This window comes from Devosia sp. P3_B2, assembly GCF_056402875.1.
In genome coordinates, this window is sequence record NZ_JBFUGO010000002.1 from 268,282 (window position 1) to 294,532 (window position 26,251).

General features: G+C 65.9%; 27 protein-coding genes. 11 read left to right on the plus strand and 16 right to left on the minus strand.

Annotated elements, in window-relative coordinates; translation table 11 throughout:
- The first annotated feature begins 13 nt into the window (after window positions 1-13).
- The 5 genes from AC1DV8_RS04040 (at window position 14) to AC1DV8_RS04060 (ending at window position 7,550) form a co-directional block, all read left to right on the plus strand.
- Window positions 14-1,930, plus strand: coding sequence for an autotransporter domain-containing protein (locus AC1DV8_RS04040; RefSeq protein ID WP_477156572.1), 1,917 nt, complete (start codon window positions 14-16; stop codon window positions 1,928-1,930).
- The gene (locus tag AC1DV8_RS04045; RefSeq protein WP_477156573.1) at window positions 1,920-4,631 is read left to right on the plus strand and encodes an autotransporter outer membrane beta-barrel domain-containing protein; all 2,712 of its coding nucleotides are present in this window, start codon (window positions 1,920-1,922) and stop codon (window positions 4,629-4,631) included. Before AC1DV8_RS04040 ends, AC1DV8_RS04045 begins: the two co-directional genes overlap by 11 nt.
- Before the next feature lie 314 nt (window positions 4,632-4,945).
- Window positions 4,946-5,506: a GNAT family N-acetyltransferase gene (locus AC1DV8_RS04050; protein ID WP_477156574.1), complete on the plus strand. Its 561-nt coding sequence runs from the start codon at window positions 4,946-4,948 to the stop codon at window positions 5,504-5,506.
- Between the two features lie 194 nt (window positions 5,507-5,700).
- Entirely contained in the window at window positions 5,701-6,351 is a 651-nt protein-coding gene (locus AC1DV8_RS04055; protein WP_477156575.1) for a CoA pyrophosphatase, read from the plus strand.
- Complete coding sequence (locus AC1DV8_RS04060) at window positions 6,348-7,550, plus strand: CCA tRNA nucleotidyltransferase (RefSeq protein ID WP_477156576.1); 1,203 nt, start codon at window positions 6,348-6,350, stop codon at window positions 7,548-7,550. Before AC1DV8_RS04055 ends, AC1DV8_RS04060 begins: the two co-directional genes overlap by 4 nt.
- Here the strand turns inward: AC1DV8_RS04060 and AC1DV8_RS04065 are convergent.
- Window positions 7,547-7,735 (minus strand): DUF1059 domain-containing protein, encoded by a 189-nt coding sequence (locus tag AC1DV8_RS04065; protein WP_477148776.1) that lies wholly within the window; start codon window positions 7,733-7,735, stop codon window positions 7,547-7,549. The genes AC1DV8_RS04060 and AC1DV8_RS04065 overlap by 4 nt on opposite strands.
- 185 nt (window positions 7,736-7,920) lie before the next feature.
- On the opposite strand from AC1DV8_RS04065, the gene AC1DV8_RS04070 reads away from it, so the two are divergent.
- On the plus strand, window positions 7,921-9,069 hold the full coding sequence (locus tag AC1DV8_RS04070) for an HD-GYP domain-containing protein (protein WP_477156577.1): 1,149 nt from the start codon (window positions 7,921-7,923) through the stop codon (window positions 9,067-9,069).
- On the opposite strand, the gene AC1DV8_RS04075 is transcribed toward AC1DV8_RS04070, so the two are convergent.
- From AC1DV8_RS04075 to AC1DV8_RS04090, 4 genes are all read right to left on the minus strand, one after another.
- Window positions 9,070-10,239 carry an AAA family ATPase gene (locus tag AC1DV8_RS04075; protein ID WP_477156578.1) on the minus strand — a complete coding sequence of 390 codons (1,170 nt, stop codon included), beginning with the start codon at window positions 10,237-10,239 and terminating at the stop codon, window positions 9,070-9,072.
- A 96-nt stretch (window positions 10,240-10,335) separates the two neighbouring features.
- The gene (locus tag AC1DV8_RS04080; protein ID WP_477156579.1) at window positions 10,336-10,752 is read right to left on the minus strand and encodes a hypothetical protein; all 417 of its coding nucleotides are present in this window, start codon (window positions 10,750-10,752) and stop codon (window positions 10,336-10,338) included.
- A gap of 180 nt (window positions 10,753-10,932) precedes the next feature.
- Window positions 10,933-11,802, minus strand: a complete 870-nt coding sequence (hemF, locus tag AC1DV8_RS04085; protein ID WP_477156580.1) for an oxygen-dependent coproporphyrinogen oxidase — start codon at window positions 11,800-11,802, stop codon at window positions 10,933-10,935.
- On the minus strand, window positions 11,799-12,269 hold the full coding sequence (locus AC1DV8_RS04090) for a tRNA (cytidine(34)-2'-O)-methyltransferase (RefSeq protein ID WP_477156756.1): 471 nt from the start codon (window positions 12,267-12,269) through the stop codon (window positions 11,799-11,801). Before AC1DV8_RS04090 ends, hemF begins: the two co-directional genes overlap by 4 nt.
- A gap of 229 nt (window positions 12,270-12,498) precedes the next feature.
- On the opposite strand from AC1DV8_RS04090, the gene petA reads away from it, so the two are divergent.
- The 5 genes from petA (at window position 12,499) to AC1DV8_RS04115 (ending at window position 16,108) form a co-directional block, all read left to right on the plus strand.
- Window positions 12,499-13,023, plus strand: coding sequence for a ubiquinol-cytochrome c reductase iron-sulfur subunit (gene petA / locus AC1DV8_RS04095; protein ID WP_477149059.1), 525 nt, complete (start codon window positions 12,499-12,501; stop codon window positions 13,021-13,023).
- A 14-nt stretch (window positions 13,024-13,037) separates the two neighbouring features.
- Complete coding sequence (locus AC1DV8_RS04100) at window positions 13,038-14,327, plus strand: cytochrome b (protein WP_477156581.1); 1,290 nt, start codon at window positions 13,038-13,040, stop codon at window positions 14,325-14,327.
- Between the two features lie 17 nt (window positions 14,328-14,344).
- Window positions 14,345-15,190: a cytochrome c1 gene (locus AC1DV8_RS04105; protein ID WP_477148782.1), complete on the plus strand. Its 846-nt coding sequence runs from the start codon at window positions 14,345-14,347 to the stop codon at window positions 15,188-15,190.
- Between the two features lie 125 nt (window positions 15,191-15,315).
- Window positions 15,316-15,516 carry a hypothetical protein gene (locus tag AC1DV8_RS04110; RefSeq protein ID WP_477148783.1) on the plus strand — a complete coding sequence of 67 codons (201 nt, stop codon included), beginning with the start codon at window positions 15,316-15,318 and terminating at the stop codon, window positions 15,514-15,516.
- 61 nt (window positions 15,517-15,577) lie between these two features.
- Window positions 15,578-16,108, plus strand: coding sequence for an adenine phosphoribosyltransferase (locus AC1DV8_RS04115; RefSeq protein WP_477148784.1), 531 nt, complete (start codon window positions 15,578-15,580; stop codon window positions 16,106-16,108).
- 3 nt (window positions 16,109-16,111) lie between these two features.
- Here the strand turns inward: AC1DV8_RS04115 and AC1DV8_RS04120 are convergent, their stop codons facing one another.
- The 11 genes from AC1DV8_RS04120 to AC1DV8_RS04170 all read right to left on the minus strand — a co-directional run bounded on the left by AC1DV8_RS04120 (window position 16,112) and on the right by AC1DV8_RS04170 (window position 26,243).
- Window positions 16,112-17,992, minus strand: a complete 1,881-nt coding sequence (locus AC1DV8_RS04120) for a sensor domain-containing diguanylate cyclase (protein WP_477148785.1) — start codon at window positions 17,990-17,992, stop codon at window positions 16,112-16,114.
- Between the two features lie 1,059 nt (window positions 17,993-19,051).
- On the minus strand, window positions 19,052-19,414 hold the full coding sequence (locus tag AC1DV8_RS04125) for a hypothetical protein (RefSeq protein ID WP_477148786.1): 363 nt from the start codon (window positions 19,412-19,414) through the stop codon (window positions 19,052-19,054).
- A gap of 8 nt (window positions 19,415-19,422) precedes the next feature.
- A complete protein-coding gene (locus AC1DV8_RS04130) occupies window positions 19,423-19,980 on the minus strand; it encodes a MaoC/PaaZ C-terminal domain-containing protein (protein WP_477148787.1) in 558 nt (185 codons plus the stop codon).
- On the minus strand, window positions 19,977-20,501 hold the full coding sequence (locus tag AC1DV8_RS04135) for a MaoC family dehydratase (RefSeq protein WP_477148788.1): 525 nt from the start codon (window positions 20,499-20,501) through the stop codon (window positions 19,977-19,979). The genes AC1DV8_RS04130 and AC1DV8_RS04135 overlap by 4 nt, the downstream gene beginning before the upstream one ends.
- A gap of 345 nt (window positions 20,502-20,846) precedes the next feature.
- The gene (locus AC1DV8_RS04140; protein WP_477148789.1) at window positions 20,847-21,269 is read right to left on the minus strand and encodes a hypothetical protein; all 423 of its coding nucleotides are present in this window, start codon (window positions 21,267-21,269) and stop codon (window positions 20,847-20,849) included.
- A 40-nt stretch (window positions 21,270-21,309) separates the two neighbouring features.
- On the minus strand, window positions 21,310-22,407 hold the full coding sequence (ychF, locus tag AC1DV8_RS04145; protein ID WP_477148790.1) for a redox-regulated ATPase YchF: 1,098 nt from the start codon (window positions 22,405-22,407) through the stop codon (window positions 21,310-21,312).
- Window positions 22,408-22,525: 118 nt separating this feature from the next.
- A complete protein-coding gene (gene pth, locus AC1DV8_RS04150; RefSeq protein WP_477148791.1) occupies window positions 22,526-23,260 on the minus strand; it encodes an aminoacyl-tRNA hydrolase in 735 nt (244 codons plus the stop codon).
- 61 nt (window positions 23,261-23,321) lie between these two features.
- On the minus strand, window positions 23,322-23,969 hold the full coding sequence (locus AC1DV8_RS04155) for a 50S ribosomal protein L25/general stress protein Ctc (protein ID WP_477148792.1): 648 nt from the start codon (window positions 23,967-23,969) through the stop codon (window positions 23,322-23,324).
- 186 nt (window positions 23,970-24,155) lie between these two features.
- Window positions 24,156-25,400 carry an RNA polymerase sigma factor gene (locus tag AC1DV8_RS04160; RefSeq protein ID WP_477156582.1) on the minus strand — a complete coding sequence of 415 codons (1,245 nt, stop codon included), beginning with the start codon at window positions 25,398-25,400 and terminating at the stop codon, window positions 24,156-24,158.
- Window position 25,401: 1 nt separating this feature from the next.
- Window positions 25,402-25,782, minus strand: coding sequence for a YciI family protein (locus tag AC1DV8_RS04165; RefSeq protein WP_477156583.1), 381 nt, complete (start codon window positions 25,780-25,782; stop codon window positions 25,402-25,404).
- Window positions 25,783-25,793: 11 nt separating this feature from the next.
- Window positions 25,794-26,243 carry an iron chaperone gene (locus AC1DV8_RS04170; protein WP_477148795.1) on the minus strand — a complete coding sequence of 150 codons (450 nt, stop codon included), beginning with the start codon at window positions 26,241-26,243 and terminating at the stop codon, window positions 25,794-25,796.
- Window positions 26,244-26,251: the final 8 nt, after the last annotated feature.

Here is a 26,251-nt window from a genome sequence, read left to right on the forward strand (position 1 = left end):
TGGGGGTGATGTCGTGACTGTTGATGGGATGGGGCTGCCGATTGGCAGCCGAGGATTGTCACTGGCTGGTCTCGGGGCTCTTGCGCTTGTGCTGGTGGTCGGCCTGGCACTGCAGCCTGGCACAGCCGTGGCGCAGAGCTTCACTGTCGTCGACGGCCAGACGACCGGCCAGCAGGTAATGCTCAATGTCGGCGACAGCGGTGTGATCGAACTGGGCGGGACCGTAAGCCCGGCGGCAGGCCAGACTGGCGTCATCATGGGCGCCGTCGACCAGATGCTCGACAACGCCGGCAGCATCGCGACCACCGGCGCTTTCGGCTACGGCGTTTACTCCCAAAACGCCGATGCCACGATCGACAACTCCGGCAGCATCGCGACGACGGGAGCGTTCGGCTACGGCATCTACTCCCTCGGCGTCGACGCCACGATCGACAATTCCGGCAGCATCACAACTGCCGATGCCTTCGGCTACGGCATCTTCTCCGCTGGCGCCGGTGCCACGATCACCAGCTCCGGCAGTATCGCGACAACGCAGTCTTTCGGTTACGGCATCTTCTCCGCTGGCGCCGATGCCACGATCACCAACTCCGGCGACATCGCAACAACGGGGGCTTTGGGCGACGGCATTTACTCCGCTGGCGCCGACGCAACGATCACCAACTCCGGCAGCATCGCGGCAACGGGGTCGATCAGCACCGGCATCAATGCCGCTGGCGCCGATGCCACGGTTATCAACTCGGGCAGCATCATCGCCTACGAGGCGATCCGATTTAGCCAGGGCAACGCTACGCTCAAGCTGCTGAGCGGAAGCGCGATACAGGGCTCGTTGTTCTTCTCCGGCACCGGCAACACGGTGAGTTTCGGCCCCGGCCTCAATGCGGTGATGACCTTTACCGGCGCCGGGATCCCCGGAACCATCGAGACCAGCGGCAACCCGTTCGCCATAGACGGCAACACCATCGCCGTGCTCGACCGGACCGGCTTTGCCCTCAAGGAGGACATGGCGCTGTCGCTGGCCGGCGATATCGCCGGCGCCGTTGGTCGCGGCACCAGCACCTGCCTCGCGGCGGATGGTACGCCATCCGGCGAGGCCGAGGACTGCTCGACAACGGCCTGGCTCGCTGGTTTCGGCGGTTTCGGTGGACGGGAGGGCGACGAGAGCTCGGTCGCATCCGCATATGGGCACGGTGGGGCGTTGGCCGGGGTGGAGTTCTCGCCGGGAGACGGCTTCACCGGCGGTCTGTTCATCGGTGGCGCCGCGGCGCGCGGCAGCGCCGGCACGGCGGATGAGACGGCGCTGTCCGGCGGCGTGGCCGGCGGCCATGCCGGCTTCGCGCGTGATGGCTATTTCGTCGATTTCTATGCCGCGATGGGTGTACTCGACACCGACAGCGAACGGACGGTCGCCAACAATTCGATCGATTTCGGGGTGTCCACGGCGAGCGGCACCGAGGGTGGCAGCTTCTTCAACCCCGCCGTCACCATCGGCGCCGACCTCGATACGGCGAGCGGCATCCTGACGCCCAGCCTCAGGCTGCGCTATACCGCGCTGAAGCTCGACGGCTATGCCGAAACCGGTTCCTCCGACGAGCTCGTGGTCGACGCCCGCACGGTGCACGAGCTGGAGATCAGGGCACAGGCGGCGCTGGCGTTGACCCCCGTGGCGACAGAAGCCGGCGAAGCTTCGTGGACGCTCAGGGCCGGTGCCGACGCCATTGATCGCCGCGGCGACGTCAGCGCCGAGTTGCTGGGGCAGGACGTCACATTCACCTCTGCTGCCGCCGGCACCCTCTATCGCGGCTTCGCGGGGGTCGATCTCGACTACGCGCTTGCCGGTGGCGACAGCCTGTTCGGTGACCTCGAGTTGCGGTTGGACGATCAACTCGGTCAATCGGCCGCCGCGCATGTGGGCCTCACTGGTGCGTTCTGACAAGGCACGCGGGCCCGCACCCGGCAACGCCGGGATGGCGCTCGCTTCGCGGCGTGTGTACGGCTTGCGGGCGCTGCTATTGGCGGCGGCGGCGTTGAGCGCCTCACCGGCGAGCGCCGTGGACCCGAGCGCCGTGCGGTGGGTCAATCCCGGCTCAGGCAGCTGGCTGGACCCGGCCAACTGGGACCACGGCAGTGTTCCAGCCTCGGACGATACCCCGTACGTCGACAATGGTGGCACGGCGCAGGTCACGGGGGGCGACGACGCTGTGAGCAACCATGTGATCATAGGCACGGGTGGCGGCAGCGGCGCCGTCGAGGTGAGCGGCCCCGGGTCCACCCTCACGGTCCTGAACAACATCTATCTGGGCGTTTATGGCCTCGGTACGCTTGATATCAGCGGCGGCGGCGAGGTGAGCATCGGCGACACCGCCTTTGTCGGCCAGAATTACGACAGCGCCATGGGCGGCACCGGTCTCGTGACGGTGACCGGCCTGGGGTCGGTTCTGAATACCGTATCCCTCGCAGTGGGCTTTAACGGCAAAGGCACGATCGAGGTCAGCGACGGGGGCACCCTGAGCGCTGAATGGTCCTATGTCGGTTTCCTGCCTGACGGGGACGGCAAAGTCGTGGTGGACGGCGCCGGGTCGAGCTGGTCCACCGGTGAGCTGACCGTAGGGCGGGAAGGCAAGGGCGCGGTCGAGATCACCAACGGGGGCGCCGTCAACAGCACGACCGCCGTTATTGGACACATTGCTGGGTCGTCGGGGAGAGTGCTTGTCGATGGGATCGGCTCGAGCTGGACCATCGCCGACATGCTGACGATCGGTGCTCAGGGCAGCGGTGGCCTGACGATCGCCAACGGGGCGGCGGTCAGTGCCGACGCCGTGACCATCGGCGACATGGGCACCCTGGTTATCGGGGCAGCGCCGGAGGAGGAGGCGGTTGCGGCTGGGACGCTTGCCACGGATAGCATCGAGCTGCGCGATGCTGGCGCCCGTCTCATTTTCAATCACATCGATGCCGAGTACATCCTTGATTCCGACATTTCCGGCGTCGGTGGGATCGAGCTGCTCGGCCCCGGCAGGACGGTGCTGACCGGCAGCAGCCGAGACTTCTACGGCGAGATCAACCTGCTCGACGGCGAGCTGGTGGTTGATGGCTGGCTCGGTGGCGACATGACCTCGAAGGGCCGGCTGAGCGGCACCGGCATCGTGCGCAACGTCAGTGTCATCGGGGACGGGGTGATTGCACCCGGTCACGACGGCATCGGCACCCTGGCAGTGGAGGGCAACCTCTACATGGGCCCGGGCTCGGCCTACGAGGTCGAGATCGACTCCGGCTCCAGCGATCTGATCCAGGTGCTGGGGATCGCCTATGTCGACGGGGCCGACATCGCGGTGAAGCGTGGCACGGGCCCGTTGGCGCTTGGCGCAGGCAACATCATCCTCAGCGCCGGCGGCGGGTTCTACGGCAGCTTCGGCGACGTCATCTCGGACTATGCCTTCGTCACGCCCGAGCTCGACCTTAGCTCGGATGGCTTCAGCGACCTGTTGACGCTCGAATTCAATCGCAACGGCGTAGCGTTCGCCGACGTGGCGAAGACGGCGAACCAGGCGAGCGCCGCCGAGGCGATCGAGGCCCTGGGGACGAACAACGCCGCCCACAACACCATCCTCAGCCTCAACGGGGCCGAGGCGCGGGCGATGTTCGACGCGCTCTCGGGCGAGGGGCATGCGACGCTCAAGGGCGTGCTGATGGATAATGCCGGGCTGGTGTCGGACGCGCTGCTGGGGCGGCTGGATGCGGCACGGACGCTCGACGCCTCGGGCGTCGCCAGCGGGTATGCCGCCCTGCCGACGCTGCCGGAAGACGGCGGCAGCAACGCGATCTGGGGTCGGTTCTACGGCGGCCTTGGCGATCGGGCCAGCGACGGCAACGCGGCGGACGCCGCCTCGTCGTCGGGCGGGCTGCTGCTTGGCGCCGACGCCGCAGTGGGCGACTGGCAGATTGGTCTCGCCGCGCAGGCCGGGCAGACCCAGGTATCGATCGCCGACCGCGACACTGACGCGACGACCACCGATCTCGGCGCTGGGTTCTATGCCGGGACGAAGTGGGGCGACACGGGGTTCTCGGTCGCCGGCACGGTGACGCAGCATGCCATCTCGACCACCCGCGAGGTGGGCCTTGGTCTCAACGAGACGCTGACCGCCGACTACGGTGCGACCACCGGCCAGGTGGTTGCCGAGCTCGAGCACGAGTTCGATTACGGCGCTGCGAGCCTGACGCCCTTTGCACGGGCAGGCCATGTCATCCAGGCGACCGATGCATTCACCGAAACCGGCAACGGCGGCGGCGCAGCACTTTCGGGCGAGGCCGACGTCGTGAACCAGTCCTTCGCCACGCTCGGTGTGCGCGGCGCGTATCAATTCGTGGTGGGCCAGGGTGGTCTTGCGACATTCAGCGGTGGCATCGGCTGGCGTCGCGGCTTTGGCGAGGCGCCCACCGCGCAACTCGGGTTTATCGGCGGCTCGCCATTTACTGTTGCGGCCACCCCCGCCGCCGCCGACTCCCTGCTGCTCGAGGCCGGCTTCGACCTGGACCTCGGCAACGGCCTCGATCTGTCAGTCAGCTATGACGGAGACATCGCGACGACCGGCCAGTCGCACGCCTTGCGGGCAGGGGTGGGCGGACAGTTCTGACCCACCACCTGGCCGCGTTCGTCCTCCTCAAGCGTGGTCGCCTCGAAATCACCACGAGTTGCCAATAGCCCTGTGCACAGAACGCGTTGAGGACCGGGCGGGCAAAATCGGAGGAGGCGGTCTTGAAATTCGACTGCAGGTCCATAATTTTGCGTGGACGCATTGGCCGCGGTGATGCTAATGCGCTTTTCAGGCGTCAGGAGGCGCCCAGGATGGAGAAGGCTTTTCAGGTGACCCGACGACCGTAATCGGTCGGCAGCCGGCTTCGTTGGCCGGCACGTTTGTCCTCGTCTCTTTGTTCCTGGACCAGTCACATGATCGCGCCTTCCGTCTCCGTCGCTGCTGAAGCAGCGCCTCCGCAACTCGGCCTGCCCACCGTTCGTTTCGCAGCCGCCGCCGACGACCAGTTCGTTGAGGACCTGCAGGCGCTTGCCTTCGGCCCAGGCCGCTTTGCCCGGACGGCGTTCCGCGTGCGCGAGCAGTTTCCCATCGACCCCTCGCTGAGCCTCATTGCCGAAGTGAACGGCACAGCCTGCGGTTCGGTCTGGATGACCCCGATCAGCGTCGGCGGCATCGACGGCTACATGCTTGGCCCGCTGGCGACGCATCCGGATTTCCGCAAGCGCGGCGCCGGCAAGCTCCTCGCCAAGGAAGTGGCGCGGATTGCGCTGGAGCGCGGCCAGGGCAGCTTCGTGCTGTTGGTCGGCGACCGGGATTACTATTGCCCGCTGGGCTGGGTGCCGACGCAGCTTGGCGCCGTCCAGTTCCCCGGCCCGGTCGACCCGACTCGCGTGCTGGTCTACTCGAACGACCCGACGATGGCTGTGCGGCTTGCTGGACCGATCAAGGCGTTCGGCGCGCGCAAGCGTTCGTAGCAGGCGCGGCGCGCAGCCAGACCAACTTCAGCCAGCTTTTCGATTTCGTGCGGCGGACGCGGCGGGTCCGCCGAGGGATCGATTGCCGGGGACCTCTCTACAATCCACGAAGTAGCCCTGCGTGGCGCGCTTGCCGATTTGCCGCATGACCTTGGCTGAAAAGTCTGCGATTTTTCGGCGGGAGTCTTTTTGGAGTGCCGGTCCTGGCCGACGACGCGCTTATCACCAGAATCGCCAGCCGGCTGCTGCGTGAACCCGAGCCGATCACGGCTGCGGCGGGGTTGCGGCCGGATTGGGTGCCCGAGACTCCGCCAGGCCGGCCACCGGTTGCGGCCGCCGTGCTGATTGCGCTCGTCAGGCGGGCCGAGGGGCTGTCGATTCTCTACACGGAGCGCTCGCCGGACCTGCGCTCGCATTCGGGGCAGATCGCGTTTCCGGGCGGCAAGGTCGACCCTACCGACAAGGATGCGGCGGACGCGGCGCTGCGCGAGGCATGGGAAGAGGTGCAGCTCGACCGCGCCGAGGCACGGGTGCTGGGCTTCATGCCGCTCTACTATACCGGCACGAACTACCTGATAACCCCGGTGGTGGCGGTGGTGGAACCGACGCGGCCGTTCATCCCCAATCCGGGCGAGGTGCGCTCGGTGTTCGAGGTGCCGCTCGACTACCTGATGACGCCCGACAGCTATTCAACCTTCCACATCAAGCGGAACGGCCAGGAGCACAGCACCTGGCAAATCGAACATAGCGGGCTTGTCATCTGGGGGATAACAGCGAACCTTACACGTCGCTTCCACGATCTGGCGTTGAGCCCAGAAACGGATTGGAGCCCGGAGACCGGTTGAGCAAGCTGGGGGAAATCGACGATCGCCTGAAGCGCGCCGAGTGGCTGATGCGACCGGAAACGCAGCGCATCCTGGCTTTGCTCGATGGCGCCGACGGCCGCACGCGAGTGGTGGGCGGCATCGTGCGCGACACGCTGCTGGACCTGCCGCGCGAGAACTCCGACATCGACATGGCGACCGAACTGCTGCCCGAGGAGGTAACGCTCAGGGCCGAGCGGGCGCGACTTTCGGTCTATCCGACCGGCATCGAGCACGGCACGGTGACGCTGCGCCTCGACACGCTCACTGCCGAGGTGACGACGCTGCGCGAAGACGTCGAAACCGACGGGCGGCATGCGGTGGTCAAGTTCGGGACCGACTGGAAGCGCGACGCGATGCGGCGCGATTTCACGCTCAATGCGCTCTATGCCGGGATGGACGGCACGCTGTTCGACCCCCTGCACGGGGTGGAGGATTGTCTTGCGCGCAAGGTGCGGTTCATCGGCAAGGCGGCGGAGCGGATCGCCGAGGACCGGCTGCGGGTCTACCGGTTCTTCCGGTTCTCGGCGAGCCACGCGAGCGAGCAGTTCGATGCGGATGGGTTGGCGGCCTGTACCGCGGCTGCCGGCACGCTGGGACGACTGGCAGCGGAGCGGGTAGGGGCCGAGATGCGGCGGATGCTGGCGCTGCCGCGCGTCGCCAATACGCTCAAGGCGATGCGCGAGGCCGAGATCCTGCCGTTGCCGGAGACGGCGGTGCGGCTGCTGCATGGCTATGAGCGGCGCGTGCGGAAGCCCGAATACAGCGCGCGGCTGGCGATCCTCGTGTCCGAGCTGGGCGCCGATCGGCTGCAGGAGATGTGGCGGCTCTCCAATGACGACATCGGGACGGCCGAAGCCATACTGGCCGCGGCGCGGTTGATTGCGGAGTTCCACTTGAACGAGGCTGCGTATCGCCACCCCGGGGCGCTGGCAGATGGGATCGACGTGGCGGCGGCGCTATCGAACTGGGGCGATGCCGGCAAGCTCGCCGTAGTCGAGCAGCTGCAGCGCATGGACGTGCCGCAGTTCCCGTTGCGCGGCAATGACCTGGTTGGCCTCGGCATGGTGCCGGGGCGCGAGCTTGGGGTGGAACTGGAGCGGCTCGAACGCGCCTGGATCGAGAGCGGTTTCGCCCTCGATCGGCAGGCGCTACTCGGGATGGCTGTGCCGCGGCGTTAGTGTACCGCCTCGCCCTTTTCGTGCACGCGGGCTTTGATCTCATCGACCATATTGGGCCGGATCACTTCCTCGCCATGCGTGGTGCGCAGGTGGTCCGCGGCGCGGCGGACGACTTCCGCGGTATCCTCAGCCTGAGTGTGCCAAGTGCAGCCGGGAACGAGGGTGCCACATTCGAACGACTTCATGGTCTTTGCTCCATCGTTGGTGGCAGGACATGAAGCCACGGGAATGCGGCGAGGGCTGGGCCGAGAACGAGGCCTTGCCATCGATTCAATTTACTCGGTGATTTACGAAACATCTACGAATGTGATGCGTAGATGTGTTGAGCGAAATCACGTCTACACTCCAGTTGATGGACCAGAACGCACAAGTGTCGGAGCGAACGGATCGGGGAACGATCGTGTTCGTTTGCGACTCGCACTGCGAGGAGCATGGCAAGGCACTAGGCGGACAACTTGGTGCGCCCGTTCACCTGATTTCGGAACTTACTCTCGATGACCTGGCCGATGCCGAGCAGGTCGTCGTCGATGCTGATCTCCGCGACATGACGTCGGTGGGCCAGTTGAAGCACGCACTCGACCGCGTGCCGGCGATCAAATCCAGGACCTTCCTGATCGACGAAGGCCGCGGCGAGCGGTTGCTGCGCGTGCAGGCCAATGCGCTGGGTGCGACGCGTCACATGGTGCGCAAGTTCGCGCTGGCGGAGTTGCGGCGCGAGTATTCGATAACCGGGCGAGCGCGGCGGAGTTCGGCGGCGGAGGCAACGGTTCGTGCCGATGTCGGGGGCGTTTCGATCCTCGAGGCGGAACGTTCACTGGCATTGCTGTTCGAGGGGATGCTGGATGACGCGCCGCTGTCGATGCAGGGTGTCTCCGAGGTAGCGGCAGGCGTTCTGGCGACCGTCAAGGCAGTGGGGGCGGACGCGTGGCTGGCCTCGGTGCGCAAGCATCACGAGGGGACGTTCCAGCACTGCCTACTAGTGACCGGCGTTGCCGCGGGATACGCCAGTGGCAGCAAGCTCGGCGGCGGGCAGGCGGGCGCGCTGATGAATGCGGCGCTGTTGCACGATGTCGGCAAGGCGGTGATCCCGCGTCACATCCTCGACAAACCGGGCAAGCTGACGCCGGAAGAGTTCGAGGCGGTGAAGCTGCACCCAGGAGCAGGCTTCGACTACCTGAGCAAGCAGGGTGGCGTATCGCCGATGATCCTCGACGCGGTGCGCCACCATCACGAGGCCCTGGATGGCAGCGGCTATCCGGACGGGCTGCGTGGCGAGCAGATCACGCCGCTGACGCGCATTCTCACGGTGTGCGACATCTTCGCGGCGCTAGTCGAGACGCGGCCGTACAAGGAGACACGGACGCCGCAGGAGGCCGTGACCATGCTGGTCGACATGACGATCAGCAGCAAGGTCGACTACTCCGCTGTGCGGACGCTGGCCGGGAGCTTCGGCATCGGGTTGCCGGCCGCGTTCGGCGAAGTGGTGCGCGGATTCTCCGGCGCCCGGCCGCGGCTCTAGTCAATCATCGTCGAACACGCCCAGCGAGCTGAGCCCGCGGATGGCCGTGCCCTCCTCGGTGCGGATGACTTCGCGCGGGATGATGCCGCTCTCCTCGGCGATCGCGTCGGCCAGGGGCTGTGAGTGGGTGACCACCCAGATCTGCGCACGCTCGGCGGCTTTGACGATGGTGCGGGCGAGGGCAGGGAGCAGGCTGGGATGGAGGCTGGTTTCGGGCTCGTTGAGCGCGATGAAGGGCGGCAGGCGGTAGGAGAGCAGGGCGCCCATCAGGGTGAGGAACTGCAGCGTGCCGTCCGAGAGCTCGTGTGCCCAGAAGGTGCGCTTGGGGGTTTCGGGGAATATCATGCCGAAGCTTGCGAATTCCTCCGGGTGAGGCACGACCAGTTCGGCGCCGGGGAAGGCGAGCTCGATGGCGGCGTCGAGGTCGACAGTCTCCTGCCGGATATGGCGCAGGGTGGCGAAAACTGCGGCGAGGTTGCTGCCGTTGGAGGTCAGCATTGGAGAGGTGACGGCGCGGGATGGCCGGCGGAGCGACGAGTCGACGTCGGTGCGGAAGCCGTGGAAGAAGCGCCAGTTGCTGAGTTCCTGGCGGACGACGGCGATCTCGGGATAGCCGCCGCGAACCGTGAACAGCGCGGTTTCGCTAGCGAGCGCCTGCTCATCGATGAGTTCTCGCTGACCGTCGGCGCCGCGGGCGAAGACTGCGTTGTTGCGCCGCTCGAGCAAGCCGACGCCCCGAGAGCCCTTCCGAAGCTCGATAGCTTCCTCCTTGATCTGCGCCTCGGTGGAAAAGGCAGCGGAGTCCGGCCCTGGGAAGCCGAGCTCGATCCGATACGTCGGGGCGAAGTCGTCAAGCTCGAGGCGGGCTTCGAGCGTCAGCCGGTTGCCGCCCTCGTGGGCCCGGTAGCCGTCGGTGCGATGCATCGGGTGGAAGCTGCCATCGGCCGTCAGGTTCTTGCCACCGGCCCAGAAGATCGACCCGAGGCCACCTTCGCGGGCGATTTCATCGGCGAGAGTGCCACGTGCGGCGGAGTGCAGCAGTTCGAGCGAGCGGTAGAGGTTGGTCTTGCCGACGCCGTTGCCGCCGATGAGGACGGTCAGCTGGCGGAGCGGGAAGCGGAGTTTTCGGACCGAGCGGAAGCCCTTGATCTCGACATCGGTCAGCGTCATCGGTCGGCCGGCTCCCTCGTGCCCTTAGGCAGATGTAGCGCGGCCGGCTGATGGATTGAAGCGGTCCGCGAGAGGTCTCGCGAACCGCTTGTGGCCTCATGAAACGTAGAGCTGGACCGCGCCGTTACCGGTCGGGGTGATGTCGATGACCCGGTCGACGGAGATATGGTTCTGGGCGAGCAGCCGCATAGCGGCCGGGTCGGCCTTCAGGGCGTCGCGCAGCAGGTGGATCGACTGGTCGCTGGCATCGACTGCGTCGAACGCCTTGGAAGCGTCGCCGCCATCGGCCCAGGCCGTGTCGAACTTCACCACCGAGACGTTCCTCGCGTGCAGCAGGTCGGCGACTTCGGCGCGGTTGAAGATCTGCACCTGCGGGTCAAAGTTGTCGACGGACATGCCGCTACCCGCCTTGGCGGTGTTGAATGCGGGCGTCGATGCGAACGCCGGGACGGCGGCCAAGATAACGGCTGCGGTGATGGCCGTGGCTCCCAGGCCTTTGAGAACTCTGTTCATTTTGAACTCCTCAGACAGCGGGGCTAAGCGCGGTTCCGTTGCGCTGGCTGGAACCGTTCGGGGGTGCATTTGCACCGGCCCCTGAAATCTAGGCGTGCCTCCGCGCCGGGGGTAGTTTCCGGCGGCTTAAGCTTCGGCAAGGTTGGTAAGGCGCGGAGACGGGCAAGAGCCCGCCGCGAGTCAGGGCCAGCGCACTTCCGGGGGCATCGAGGAGAGGATCGAGGTGACGTTGCCGCCCGTCTTCAGGCCGAAGGTGGTGCCGCGATCGTAGAGCAGGTTGAACTCGACATAGCGGCCGCGGCGGATCAGCTGCTCGTTGCGGTCGGCCTCGGTCCAGGGCGTCTCGAAGTTGCGGCGGGCGAGGGCAGGATAGACGTCGAGGAAGGCACGGCCGACATCCTGGGTGAAGGCGAAGTCGGCGTCCCAGTTCCCGGTATTGTGGTTGTCGTAGAAGATGCCGCCGATACCGCGCGGCTCTTTGCGGTGGGGCAGGTAGAAGTACTCGTCGCACCACTTCTTGTAAGCGGCGTAGTCGACGCCGTGGGCGTCGCAGGCGGCCTTGTAGGCGGCGTGGAAGGCGACGCTGTCGGGATCGTCTTGCGTGCGCCGGCGATCGAGCACGGGGGTCAGGTCGCCGCCGCCGCCGAACCACCACTTGCCGGTGACGATCATGCGCGTGTTCATGTGCGCGGCCGGAACGTTGGGGTTCCAGGGATGGATGATCACCGAGACGCCGGCGCTCCAGAACTCGGCACCGGCCTCGGTATGCGGCATCTGGCGGGCGAAATCCTCGGAGAAGTGGCCGTGGACGGTCGAGATGTGGACGCCGGCCTTCTCGAACACCCGGCCGTGCAGCATTCCCATCTCGCCGCCACCACCGGCCTCGCGGGTCCAGGGTTCGATCTCGAACTTGCCGGCCGGGCGATCGGCATGCGGGCCCGTGACATCGGCCTCGACGGCCTCAAGGCTGGCGCAGAGCTGGTCGCGGAAGCTCCTGAACCAGGCGGTGGCGAGTTGCTGCTTTGATTCAATGTCGGCGGGTAATGTCATGTCAGGGCTGCAAAACCATTGGTCTGTCGCAGCGCCTCCCCTAGCACGAGGCTGCCGGCGACGGCCACGTTGAGCGAGCGCATATCTTGTCGCATGGGGATGCGGACGCGGAGGTCGGCGTCCGCCGCGACCTCCTCCGGGACGCCGGCGGACTCGCGGCCGAGGAGCAGGACATCGTTGAGTTCGTAGGTCACCTCATAGGCCGAGGTGCCGGCCTTGGTGGTCAGGAGCGCCAGCCGGCGCCCCTCGGCCCGGCGCCAGGCGTCGAAATGGGCGTAGCTGTCGTGTTCGGTGAAGCGGGCGTGTTCGAGGTAATCGAGGGCGCCGCGCCGGATCGAGCGGGGCGAGAACTGGAAGCCCGTCGGGTGGATGATGTGCACCATCACTCCGAGGCAGGCGCCGAGCCGGAGCAGGGTGCCGGTGTTCTGCGCGATATCCGGCTGATAGAGGGCCAGATCGACCGTCATCATTCCTGACCTCCATGGTAAGCTTTTTGGCGGTTGCTATAGTGTCGCATCGGGGGAAAGTCACCCTGTCTCCGGCTGGACAAGCCCCATTCATAGTGTCAAAAGAACGCCCAAATCACGCGCTGTTGAGGGCGGGGGTTGGCTTTGGCTATGTGCCTGATGCCAACAGGCACCGAGGCGCTGATCAAGACACAACAGACGGAAGCTTACCTTGGCGACGCAATCCAATCTGGCACATCAGGACGCCCCTAATCCGGGACGGCGCGATTTTCTCTATATCGCGGCAGGCGCCGTGGGCGCGGTTGGCGTAGCCGGGGTGACCTGGCCGCTGATCAACCAGCTGAACCCCGACGCCTCGGTGCTGGCCCTTGCCAGCATCGAGTTCGACCTGTCGAGCATCCAGACCGGCCAGTCGGTCACCATCAAGTGGCGCGGGCTGCCGGTGTTCGTGCGCAACCGCACCGAGGCCGAGATCGCCGAGGCCAAGGCGGTGCCGCTGTCGGATCTCAGGGATCCCGAGACCGACGAGCAGCGCACCAAGCCGGGCCACGAGCAGTGGCTGATCATGATCGCCAACTGTACGCACCTGGGCTGCATCCCGGTGGGCGAGTCGGGTGACTACGACGGCTGGGCCTGCCCGTGCCACGGTTCGCAGTTCGACACTGCCGGCCGCATCCGCAAAGGCCCCGCACCCAAGAACCTGGTGCTGCCGCCCTATGAATTCGTCACCGACACGCTTGTGCAGATCGGTTAAGGGGACCCGACCAGATGGCTCACGAATCCAGCTACGTCCCCGGTAACGTCGTCGAAAAGTGGATCGACGATCGCCTGCCGATCATCCGGTGGTCCAAAGAACACCTGATGGACTACCCCACGCCGAAGAACCTCAACTACTGGTGGACGTTCGGCGCCATCCTCGCCTTCATGCTCGGCGTGCAGATCGTGACGGGGATCATCCTCGCCATGCACTACACCCCGCATGTCAGCCTCGCCTTCGACTCGGTGGAGCACATCCGCCGCGACGTGAACGGCGGCCGCATCATCCAGGCCGTGCATGCCACGGGCGCCTCGATGTTCTTTGCGGCGATCTACATCCACATGTTCCGCGGGCTGTATTTCGGCTCGTACAAGGCACCGCGCGAAATCCTCTGGATCCTCGGCGTCGTGCTGTTCGTGCTGGTCGTCACCACCGCCTTCATGGGCTACGTGCTGCCCTGGGGCCAGATGAGCTTCTGGGCCGCGACGGTGATCACCAACATCCTGGGCGCCATCCCGGTGCTCGGCACGCCGATCCTCGAGCTGCTGCGCGGCGGTTTCGCCGTCGACAACGCCACGCTCAACCGCTTCTTCTCGCTGCACTACCTGCTGCCGTTCATCATCGCTGCGGTGGTGGTGCTCCACATCTGGGCGCTGCACGTGCCGGGCAACAACAACCCGATCGGCGTCGAGGTGAAGTCGAGCCGCGAGGCAGTGCCGTTCCATCCGTACTACACGATGAAGGACCTGTTCGCGGTGGTGGTGTTCTGCATCCCGTTCGCGTGGTTCGCCTTCTTCGCGCCGGATATCCTGGGGCACCCCGACAACTACATCATGGCGAACAGCCAGGTGACCCCGGCGCACATCGTGCCCGAATGGTACTTCCTGCCGTTCTACGCGATCCTGCGCGCTATCGACTTCAACATCCTGTTCATCGACTCCAAGCTCGGCGGCGTGATCTTCTTCGCCGGCGCGATCCTGGTGCTGTTCTTCGTGCCGTGGCTCGATACGTCGAAGGTTCGCTCTGGCACGTTCCGCCCGATCTTCAAGTGGTTCTACTGGCTGTTCGTGGCGAACTTCGTGTTCCTGACCTGGCTCGGTTCGGCGCCGGCCGAGGGCATCTACGTGCTGCTGTCGAAGCTCGCCACCGCGTACTACTTCGCCTACTTCATCATCGTGCTTCCGCTGCTCGGACGCTTCGAGACGCCGCGGCCGCTGCCGACGTCGATCACCGAGTCGGTTCTGGCCAAGCACGCAGCGCCTGTCGCGGCGACCGCCGCAACAGCGTCGACGACGCACTGACCCGGGGCCCAACGGCAATGATCAAGACCAAAACCATTATCGGCGCCCTGCTGGTGAGCATCCTCTTCGCGGCGGTTCCGGCCGTTGCGCAGGAGGGGCACGCCACCCCGGAAATCCACAAGGAAGCCTGGAGCTTTGCGGGGCCGTTCGGCACCTATGACCGCAACCAGCTGCAGCGCGGCTTCCAGATCTTCAAGGAAGTCTGCTCGAGCTGCCATTCGGCCCGCCTGCTGGCGTTCCGCAACCTCAGCGAGCCGGGTGGTCCCGAGTTCACCGAGGGCCAGGTGAAGGCTCTGGCGGCCGAATACGAGATCGCCGATGCGGACGCCGAGGGCGGCAAGCGCCCGGGCATCGCAGCGGATCGCTGGCCGTCGCCGTTCGCCAATGACCGCGACGCGCGCGACGCCAACGGTGGTGCGCTTCCGCCGGATATGTCGGTGCTGGCCAAGGCCCGCGGCACGACCCAGCCGTTCCCGTGGTGGATCCTCAACTACTTCACCGCGTACTCGGAAGGCGGGCCGGACTATATCCATGCGCTGCTCAACGGCTACGTGGACCCGGCTCCCGAGGGTATCGAGGTGCCGGAGGGCAAGCACTATAACACCTACTTCCCGGGGCATTTCCTCGGCATGGCGCCGCCGCTCAGCGACGGCTCCGTGACCTACGAGGAAAGCGAGAGCGGCAGTGTGCCGCTGACGGTCGACCAGTATTCGCGCGACGTTGCGGCGTTCCTGATGTGGGTGGCCGAGCCGCACCTCGTGGCGCGCAAGGAAGCGGGCTTCCAGGTGATCGCGTTCCTCCTGGTGTTTGCGACGCTGATGTACCTGGTCAAGCGCAAGCTGTGGTCCAGGATCGAGCACTGATCCGACGCGTCATCTGAGTTCCAGAGGGCCCCGCGGGGCCCTCTGTCGTTCCGGCCGGCGGAGCCCTTGCGATCACCAGCCGCATCGTTGATATTCGCCGGTGCAGTATTTGCAGGAGGCCCCACATGTCGATCATTCGCAGCGCCGCCACGGCTGCCGCCCTTGCCCGCACAGTGATCGCCCATCCGATGGTGCGCGCCGGCATCGCCGCGGCGCCGCTGCTGCTGACGCCCAAGGTCAAGGCCGCCGCCAAGGACGTGACGCTCAGCACGGCCTACAGGGCCGGGCAGCTGGCTCGGAAGATCGTCGACAGCACCAGGCGCTAATCGTTCCCGGTCCGCATCGGACCATCCATTCCCTCGTTTTCCAACAAGCCGCAGCACCCATATGCTCGACCTCAAATCGCTCGTCCGCTCGATCCCCGACTATCCCAAGAAGGGGATATTGTTCCGCGATATCACCACCTTGATCGAGGACCCTGATGGGTTCCGCGAGAGCGTCGACCGGCTGGCCGGCCTGCACAAGGACCTGGGGATCACCCATGTCGCGGGGATCGAGGCGCGTGGCTTCATCTTCGGGGCGGGGGTGGCGATTGCGCTCGGCGTCGGCTTCATTCCGGTGCGCAAGAAGGGCAAGCTACCCGGCGAGACCATCGGGCAGAACTACGCGCTGGAGTATGGGGTCGACACCATCGAGATTCATGCGGACGTGATCGGTCCGGGCGACAAGGTGCTATTGGTCGACGACCTGATCGCGACCGGCGGCACGGCGGTGGCGGCGGTGTCGCTGCTGCGGCGGACGGGTGCCGAGGTGTCGCATTCGGGCTTCGTCATCGACCTGTTCGACCTGGGCGGCGCCGACAAGCTCCGCGCCACCGGGGTCCAGGTCGAGGCCCTGATCCCGTTCGAGGGGCACTAGCTCTCAGTGCACGACGCGCAGGCTGCGCGGGACGACGCGGAAGCGGCGGCGCCAGGCGCTGACGCGGTCGCGCCCGGCGGTCTTGGCGGCGTAGAGGGCTTCGTCGGCGCGTCCAATCAGTTCGGCGGCGCTGCGCTCGGTTTCGCCTGGTGTATAGCTGGCGATACCGAGGCTGACGGTAATCCTGCCGGTGCTGCTGGCTTCGTGCGGCAGGGCGAGCGCAGCGAGGACATCGCGATAGTCGTTGGCGAGGCTATCGGCGCCGTCTGAATCGACTTCGGGCAAAACGACCAGGAACTCTTCGCCACCATAGCGGGCCACGAGATCGGCCGGGCGGCGGAACATCTGGCCGAGGCACTCGCTGACCGCCTTGAGGCAGGCATCGCCCGCCAGGTGGCCGTAAGTGTCGTTGTAGGCCTTGAAGTGATCGATATCGAGCAGGATGACGCTGATCGCGGTATTGGCGCGGAGGCTCCGCGCAATCTCGATCTCGAGCCGCTGATCGAGGGCACGGCGATTGACCAGGCCGGTGAGGGCGTCGGTGGTGGCTTCCTGCCGGAGCCGCTCGGTGGCATCGAGCAACTCCAGTTCGGTGCGCTTCAGCCGCGTGATATCGGAGACGACCACCATCGATACGCCATCCGGCGACGGGCGGGTGGAGACGCGCAGCCAGCTGCCGTCGAACAGGTGCACCTCCTCTTCGGAGTCGCGGTAGAGCGAGGCGGCGATCTCATCGGTCCAGGCGGCCACGTCGGCGGTCGAAGCGCCCACCTGCTGCTCGCGGCGCTCGACAGCCGCGGCGAGGATGTCGCGGATATGGGCGCCCGGGACGCGTACATCGGAGGTGAGGGGGAAGAGCTGCTGGTACTGCGCGTTGCAGAACAGCAGCCGCCCGTTGCGATCGAACATCGCCACGCCATCGGACATCTGCGCCATGGCGAAGGAGAGGACGCGTTGGCGCTCGTCGAGCTCGATCTCGAGCTGCTTCTGCTTGGTGATGTCGCGGTTGTGGGTGATGAGGCCGAACGGCTGTCCTCGGCTGTCGTTGAGCGGTACCTCGAGTGTCTGCAACCAACTGGTGGTGCCGTCAGGGTGTTCCACGGCCCGCTGGTACTCCGAGGGTCCGCCGGTGGCAGGGGAGTGTCCCGCCGGCGGCCGGGCGCCGAATTCATCGCTCAAATGGCCAATGAGAGCGGCCGGTCCGGAAACACCCAGCAGCTGCGCAGTGGCGGGATTGGCGACGACGAAACGGCCCTCGAGATCGCTGACGCTGATGCTGTCGGGCAACTCGTCGATCACCTGGCGATAGGTCTGGTTGTCGCGCCTGGCGGCGCGCAGTTCTTCCTCGTGGGTCAGGGCGAGGCCGGAGAACAGCACCGCCAGGAGAAGCAACAGGCTCTGCGTGCTGACGATCAGCGGCCAGTCGGCGGCCCGGACGCTCGCCGGCGCCAGCACCGTGACCGCAATGGCTATGGCGGCGGTGGACAGGGCAAGGGCAAGCGAGTGCCAGCGAGCGAGGCGGAGACCGCGCCGGCGGCGAACCAAATGGGCGAGCAGGGCCGTGATGGTGACCAAGCCCATCGCTGTGAGGCCTACCAGCACGCCTGCGCCGCCGATCGAGAGGCGATAGGTGATCGCAAAGGTAGTGGCGATCACGGCGGAGATGGGGCCGCCGAAGAAGGCGGCAAGGGCGAGCAGGCAGGTGCGCAGATCGAAGAAGATGCCTGGTGCAAAATGCACCGGGAACAGCATGGTCGTGACGGCGCCCAGGCCCATGGTGACGCCGAAAGCGGCTTCGACGGCACGTGGCCCAAGGCGCTCGAAGACGTCGCGAAGTTGTGTCCAGGCGCTGACGAAAAATGCGACCACGGCCACATTGGTCATCAGGCTATACCAAGGCGACTCCATACCGGGCAGACCTCGCTGAGCGGGTGAGGCAACAGATGTCGTAGGCGAATTGTGCGCCTGGGCGCATAACGAAGCACTAAAGGGTTGAATAGAAAGCCTAGCGGCTCATACGCGTTACCCACGCGTTATCTGCCGGGACGCGGGAATTCGTGCCCGCAGGTCGGGCGCTGTTCGATTGTTTCGGTTAATGGGGTGTATCCGGCCTGGCCGGCGCTGCTGGCGGCAGCTGCATCGCTGATTGGATTCCGGCGAATTGCCCAATGTTTCCGCGATCCCGTCGGGAAAAACTCAGCCGCAAATCTGTGCTCCAGGCGCGCTTGTCAGATGCGTTTGCGGAAGGGATTGTGCCGTTATGTCTGCTCCCCCGCACGTACTGGTCGTCGACGATGACCAGGAAATCCGCAGGCGTGCGCCGCCCCGGGCTTGCGCTCCGGCTGGTACGGATTGGCCGCCGGCCTGCCGCTCCAGGCGGCCTTGTTGACTGGGGTAGGGCGCTGGTAGGTCATGAACTTGGGCATGGACAATCTCCTTGCCCGCCGCGACAGTTACGCGCGAACGGGCTCAAGTTGTGGCGCGCAACGAAGCAATGCTCCGGACCGTCCACAGGTTAGCGATGAAGTTCAGTGGGAGATTGGACGCCAGGGACGTCGGACAGAGTCAGCCCGTCATCTGGAGCGTTGTTGAGACCGGCATCCGCGTATCATCCGCCGCTCGCGATGCGAGGGAGGGGATAGCTCGGGCGTCCGCAACAGTGCTCAGATCATTTTCGGGCAGTACTTCCTCTGGAAGGCGCGTTGTTTAGCGCTGGAGGGCCGGGAGGTCAAGCTGGAGGGTCGTGGGCCGGGCGCCACCTTCTCCCCTTGTGGGAGAAGGTGGCGCGCAGCGCCGGATGAGGGGACCCGCAACCCCAAGGTTGCGCGATCGGAGCGAAGCGACGAGTGACAGAGTGCGCGGACAGAACCCCTCATCCGCCCTTCGGGCACCTTCTCCCACAAGGGGAGAAGGCGATCTCCGAGACGCCGGTGGCCTTGGGCATCAACCGCGCGGTGTGCAGGTGAGGACGTTCTTTTCTGCGGTGAAGAGCTGCAGGACGTCCCGGCCGGCATCGTCGAAGCCGAGGATCGCGCTGGTGATGCCGGCGCCGGCGACGAGATTGCCATCGAGGAAGGTGACGCCGTTCGAAGCCATCTCTGCAGTGCCGCTGCCCGAGGCCGTGCTGCCGTAATTGGCCGAGGCGTAGCCGTAGGAGCCGGCGTAAATGGTGAGCAGCCCGGCGCGGGTGCCGTCGATAATGGCGCGGCAACCCCAGTTGCCTTCGACGCCGACGCCGGTCAGCGACTGCGCAGCGGCGGGCGCGGCGAGGAACGCGAGGGCGGCAAAAGCGATGGTGAGGCGCATTAGGTGACTCAACTCCGTTGGGTCAGCAACTTCCCCAATCCGGGGATTTTGGTCAACGCCTCAAGAACCCGTAAGTGTGGCGGCATTTTGTAGTCGCGGAGCTTGGAGAAGCCGACCAGTTCGGCATGGTAGACTTTTTCGCCGCGCTGGTTCACCGCATCGAGGCTGTTGAACAACAGGCCCCAGCCCGGAATCGAGTTGGACGCCCGCTTGCCGGTGACGGTGAGCGTGTAGGTGACGGTGTCGCCAGGGCGAACGGGCGACTTGAATTCCATCTTGTTGACGCCGGGGGAGGGGCCGGAAACGCCCGGTTCCTGGCCGAGATCGCGCAGGCGGACTTCCTCGGCATCGAGCGCATCGACCATCTTGCGGTGCCCCACAAGGACCGTGTGCCAGCCCGAGGCGATGACGCCACCGAAATGGCTATGCGCGGCGGCGGCCGGATCGAGATGGAAGTACTGCGGATCGTACTCGCGGCCGAAGCTCAGGATCTCGGCTTCGGTGAAGGTGTGGCTGCCGAGCGGGAACGGCTCGTCGATGGTGATGTCTTCGAACCAGCGGGTCATGCAGGTCCACCGTGTTCGACGTCATAAGGCTGCTCGGGCTGGGCCTGGGTGCCTTCCTCGGGGTCGCGCGACTCGACCAGGTTGGCGAGGCGCATGGTCATCACCGGCTGCCCCTTCTGGTTCTTCACGTCGAGGTCGATGGCGACGATGCCCCATTGCGGGTGGTGGCGGGAGCGGCGGAGCTCGGCGACGGTGGCCGTGGCCCAGATGGTGTCGCCCTTCATCACCGGCTTCTTCCACTTGAGGTCGGAGAAACCGAGTCCGCCGGCCGAGGCGATCTTGCTGAGGAAATTGTCACCGAGCAGGCGCAGGGTCAGTGCCGCGGTCTGCCACCCGGAGGAGGCGAGCCCGCCGAGCAGCGACCGCTTGGCGGCTTCTTCATCGAGGTGGAACGGAAACGGATCGAACTCGCGGGCAAAGGAGATGATCATCTCCTTGGTCACGAGGGTCGAGCCGAGATTGATGGTCTCGCCGACGACGAGATCCTCGAAATGGCGGCGGTCGATCGTGACTGGGTTCATCGCGGGTTGACGTATACGTCAATCGTCAGCCGGGGTGCAAGCTCGAGGCGAGGGCGGCTGCGGCGGCATAGGATCGAAGACCGATCACCCGATGGCGGGGAGGTGTGCCTCGATCGCGCGGCCCACGGCGGCCGAAAATGACGCGAGCGCAGCACTGTCGGCGCTCAGGCGGTCACGCAGTTCGCGTGGCAGTTCGAGCTGGACCCCGGCGCGGCGGATGGTGGAGCGATGACGGTGACTGGCGAGTCGCGATCGATCAGACGGATGGCGTAGCTGACGCCCTCCGTCTCGGAGGCTGCCAGTTCGGCAAAGCTCTTGTAGCGATCTGAGATCTCGGGTGCTCCCTTACGCCAGGCCCCAGATGATCGCCACGCTGACGACGGTGCAATAGATGACGAAGTTCACCGCGAACAGGCCGAGCAGCCAGACCGGAAGGCGTCGGGTGGCGTCGGCGGAAATCACGCCGATCCAGAGCAGCAGGCCTACGGCGCCGATGACCAGCGCGAAGATCACCACGAACCAGCCGCCGAGGATGTTGGCGATGGCGAGGATCACCGGGGTCAGCGCAGAAGCGATGACCGGCCCGATCACCCACACGGCCTGCTTCTCGCGCCAGAGAACGGCGACGATCACCCCAAGCACCAGAAGCGCGAAGCCGACCGTCGGGACGATGGTGAAGGGGCTGACGGTGCCGGCGGCAAGCGCCAGCGGGCCCGCGAAATAGGACGACACCATCGGCCACCAGGAGCCGAAGATCTGTTCGAGCATGACACAGCTCAGGGGTTATGAGTTAAAGTGCTGAAATCGCTTAGGTATTGAACTTGAACAACATCACGTCGCCGTCCTTGACGACATATTCCTTGCCTTCGTCCCGCGCCTTGCCGGCTTCCTTGGCGGCGACTTCACCGCCCAGCGTGACGAAGTCTTCGTAGCCGATGGTCTGGGCGCGGATAAAGCCGCGCTCGAAATCGGTGTGGATGACGCCGGCGGCCTGCGGGGCGCGGTCGCCCTTGTGGATGGTCCAGGCGCGCGTCTCTTTCGGGCCAACGGTGAAATAGGTCTGCAAACCAAGCAGTTGGTAGGCTTCCCTGATCAGGCGATTGAGGCCGGGCTCGTGCAGTCCGAGGCTCTCGAGATACTCGGCCTGCTCGGCATCGGGAAGCTGCGCGAGCTGGCTCTCGATCTCGGCGGAGATGACGATGACGGCGGCGTTATGCTGCTTGGCGTATTCCTCGACCTGCTTGGTCATGGCGTTGCCGGTGGCAGCCGAGGCCTCATCGACGTTGCAGACGTAGAGCGCAGGCTTGGACGTGAGGAGTTGCAGCTCGGTGAAGGCCTTCTCTTCCTCGGCGGAACGCTGCACCAGGCGCGCCGACTTGCCGTCGCGCAGCAGCACCAGCGAGCGGTCGATCAGATCGAGCGTCGCCTTGGCTTCCTTGTCGCCGCCCTTGGCCTTCTTCTCGACGCCGGCGCGGCGCTTCTCGAGGCTTTCGAGGTCGGCGAGCATCAGCTCGGTCTCGACCACTTCGGCGTCGGCGAGCGGGTCAACCTTGTTGGCGACGTGGATGATGTTGCCATCCTCGAAGCAGCGCAGCACATAGGCGATGGCGTCGCACTCGCGGATATTGGCGAGGAACTGGTTGCCGAGGCCTTCGCCCTTCGATGCGCCCTTCACCAGCCCGGCGATGTCGACGAAGCTCATCTTGGCCGGCAGGATGTTGATCGACTTGCCGATCGTCGCGAGCTTGTCGAGGCGCGCGTCAGGCACTGCCACCTCGCCGGTGTTCGGCTCGATGGTGCAGAACGGGAAGTTCGCGGCCTGGGCGTTGGCGGTGCGGGTCAGCGCATTGAAGAGCGTCGACTTGCCCACATTGGGCAGGCCGACGATGCCCATCTTGAAACCCATGACAGTCTCCGGAATTCGTCATTGGAGGCGCGAAAGCGACCGCGCCAATTGTTGCGCTTCACATCGGTTGAAGAGGCGCGGAAGTCAATTGGTTTGGTGTGCGTGGGAGCTCCACGCACTAGTCCTTCCCGAACAGCTTCTTCAGCATGTCGGCCATCGGTCCGGTCTCCGGTACCTTGGCCTGCGGCTCACTCGGCCGGGCGGCTCGGATGTGGCTCTGGGCCGGGGCCTTCTTGCGGGTCGGGTCGGCGGTTTCGGGGCGCTGGGCGCGGTCGGCGCCGTCGCCCTGGGTGGCGATGGCAAGCTTGTTCATCAGGCCGTTATCGTCGCCCTTGACGATCATCGCCGCGTTGTCGGCCACGGCGTCGAGAAGGGGGATCAGCCAAGCCTGCTGCTCGGCCTTGGAGAAGTCGCCGAGCACGTGCGGCATCACCAGATCCTTGTGGCCCGGGTGGCCGACGCCGAGGCGGATGCGGCGGTAGCCCAGCCCGATCTGCGGGTCGATCGAGCGCAGGCCATTGTGGCCGCCATTGCCGCCGCCGATCTTGATGCGGGTCTTGCCCGGGGCGAGGTCGATCTCGTCGTAGAGGACAGAGATGTCTGATGGCCCGAGCTTGTAGAAGGTGGCAGCCTTCTGGACGCTGTCGCCGGAGGAATTCATGTAGGTCTGCGGCTTCAGCAGCAGCACCTTTTCGCCATCGATGGTGCCTTCGGAGATCAATCCCTGGAACTTCTCGCGGAAGCCCGGGAAGCCGTGGCGGCGCGCGATGGCGTCGACCGCGAGGAAACCGATATTGTGGCGATTGTTGCGGTATTTGTCCCCGGGATTGCCGAGGCCGACGATGAGATGCATCGGCTAACTTCCAGGCAGCAGGGCAGGGTGGGAGCGGACATCAAGCCCGCTCCCGAAGTGCTTACTCTTTGGCTTCGCCATTGGCGGCCGGAGCGGCTTCGCCCTCGGCGGCACCTTCCTCGGCTTCCTCGGCCTTGAGGCCCGACGGAGCGACGATGGTGGCGATCGTCAGGTCGTCTTCATGGCTGTGGTCGGTGGCGCCGGCCGGCAGCTTGATCGACGAGATGTGGACGCTGTCGCCGACATCCATGCCGGTGAGATCGACGACGATCTCCTCGGGGATGTGGTCGGCGTCGACGGTCAGGTCGAGCGTGTGGTGGACGATGTTCAGCACACCACCGCGCTTGATGCCGGGCGACAGTTCATCGTTGATGAACTTCACGTGCACCTGGACATTGAGCTTGGTGCCCTTGCCGACGCGCAGGAAGTCGACGTGCAGCGCCTTGTCCTTGACGGGATCGAGCTGGTAGTCGCGCGGAATGACGCGGTGCTTCTCGCCATCAACGTCGAGGGTGACGATGTGGGAGAGGAAACCACCGGCGTAAATGCGCTTCATGGCTTCGTTGTAGGAGATGGTGATCGGAAGCGGGGGCTTCTTGTCGCCATAGATGACAGCAGGGATGAGCCCCTCACGACGCAGTGCACGAGCGGCCCCCTTGCCCACCCCGCTCCGCGCCTGAGCCTTGAGCTCCGTAGCAGCAGTAGCCATTGAATGATCCATTCATGGGTTGGTGTGAACTCTGAGAAGTCAAAGCTCACGCACCCGTCCTCCAGGGGTGACGGGTGCTTCATGGGCGGTGCGTATAGGGGAAATGCGGGTTTCGGGCAAGTAGCGCCGTCGCGGAAGCCGGTTACCTTCTCCCACAAGGGAAGAAGGCGGTCACCGATAGGTCGATCAGCCGTCCGCTAGCGCCGCCAGCCGGCCCTGCAGGTAATGCCTCACGGCTGTGTCGGTGGTGAGGCCCAGGGCGAGGGTGAGCGCCTCGCGGGCCTCGGGTTTGCGGCCGGCACTGGACATGAGGTGGCCGCGGGCGGCCCAGTAGGGCTGGTAGTCGGCCATGCGCTTGTCGGTGCCGAGCGGCTCGATGGCGGCCAGCGCGGCGTCGGGACCTTCGAGTTCGGCGATGGCCATGGCTCGGTTGAGCGCCACGACCGGCGAGGCGCTGAGCGCGAGCAAGTGATCGTAGAGCGCGAGGATGGCGGGCCATGTGTTAGCGCCCAGGTTACGGCGGGCGACATGGGCGGACTGGATGGCGGCCTCGATCTGGTAGCGTCCGGAGGGGCCACCGGCATTTGCAGACCGCAATAGCGCTTCGGCGAGGCCGATCAGCGAGTCGTCCCAGAGGCTTGTGTCCTGTTCCTCGAGCGGCACGTAAGCGCCGCCGGGCGAGCGCCGGGCGGCGCGGCGGGCCTCGGTGTAGAGCATCAGCGCAAGCATACCCTTGGCCTCGGGCTGTTCGGGCAACAGCGACACGACCAGCCGGCCGAGCCAGATCGCCTCGTCGGCGAGTTGGGCGGACGCACTGTCGCCGATCTCGGCCCAGCCCTTCGAGTAGGCGGCGTAGATGGCGTCGAGCACCGCATCGAGGCGCTCGGGCAGTTCCTCCTTGTCGGGAATGCCGAACGGGATGCCGGCGTCCTTGATGCGGGTTTTGGCGCGCACCAGGCGCTGGCCCATGGTGGCGGGCGGGATCAGGAAGGCCGCGGCGATGTCGATGGCGGTGAGGCCGAGAATGGTCTGCAGGATCAGCGGGGCCCGCATACCCCGCTCGATCGCCGGATGGGCGCAGGCGAACATCAGCGCGAGGCGGCGGTCCGGGATCTCGTCGGGGGTTTCTGCGGCGGCTTCGATTTCATCGGCCATCATTTTCAGATGCTCCTCGCCCGCGTGCCGCGTGGTGCGGCGGCGCAGCGCATCGGTCTGGCGCCGGCGGGCGACCGTCAGCAGCCAGGCATCGGGATTGAGCGGCACGCCCTCGGCGGGCCACATGCGCAGCGCGGCGGCAAAGGCCTCGGCCAGCGCGTCTTCGGCACCCGCTACGTCGCGGGTGCGGGCCGCGAGGAAGGCGACGAGGCGGCCGTAGCTTTCGCGGGCGACCCGCTCGGCTGCGCGGGCCGCCTCGTTACCCTCATGTCGCATGCTACGAGTCCTGGCGCCGCAGGCTCAGGTCGGGCCTCGGGTATTCCGGGGCGAGGGGACGGATCTCGATCGAGCCGTACCGGGAACTCGGGCAGCGCTTGGCCCAGCGGATGGCTTCATCGAGGTCCGCGACGTCGATCATGAAGTAGCCGGCCAACTGCTCCTTGGTATCGGCATAGGGGCCGTCGAGCACGTCGGTCTTTTCGTCGGACGAGCGCACGGTGGTCGCCGCCGAGGCCGGCTGCAGCCGCTCCCCGGCGCTCATGCCGCCGCCCGCCTTGGCGAGCGCCTCGTTGAAGGCGGCGTAGTCGGCCCAGAGCTCCTTCTGCGGAGCGTTGGCGAGCGCGACCTCGTCGTGGTGGATCAGCATCATGTAGCGCATGGCCGGGTTCCTCAGCTTGCCGCCTGTTTCACGAGATCGGCGATCCGCTTTTCGTCGGCCGCGGTGAGCTTCAGCAGCGCGTAGCTGGTGGGCCACATGCTGCCGTCGTCGAGTTTCGCCGCCTCGTTGAAGCCGAAGGTGGCGTAGCGTGCCTTGAACTTGTTGGCATCCTGGAAGAAGCAGATGCTCTTGCCGTCCTTGTAGTAGGCCGGCATGCCGTACCAGAGCTTGGCCGTGAGATGCGGCGCGGTGGCCTTGACGAGGGCGTGGATGCGCTCGGCCATGACCCGATCGGCGTCCGGCATCGCGGCAATCTTCTCCACCACGGCCTGCTCGTCTTCGGCTGCGCTGGCGTTGCGCTTCAGCTCCTTGGCGCGCTCCTTCATGGCGGCCTTTTCTTCGGCGGTGAAACTGTCGGCGGCGGCGTCGGTGCGCTTGGCGGTGCTCTGCTTGGTTGCCATGGTGGTTC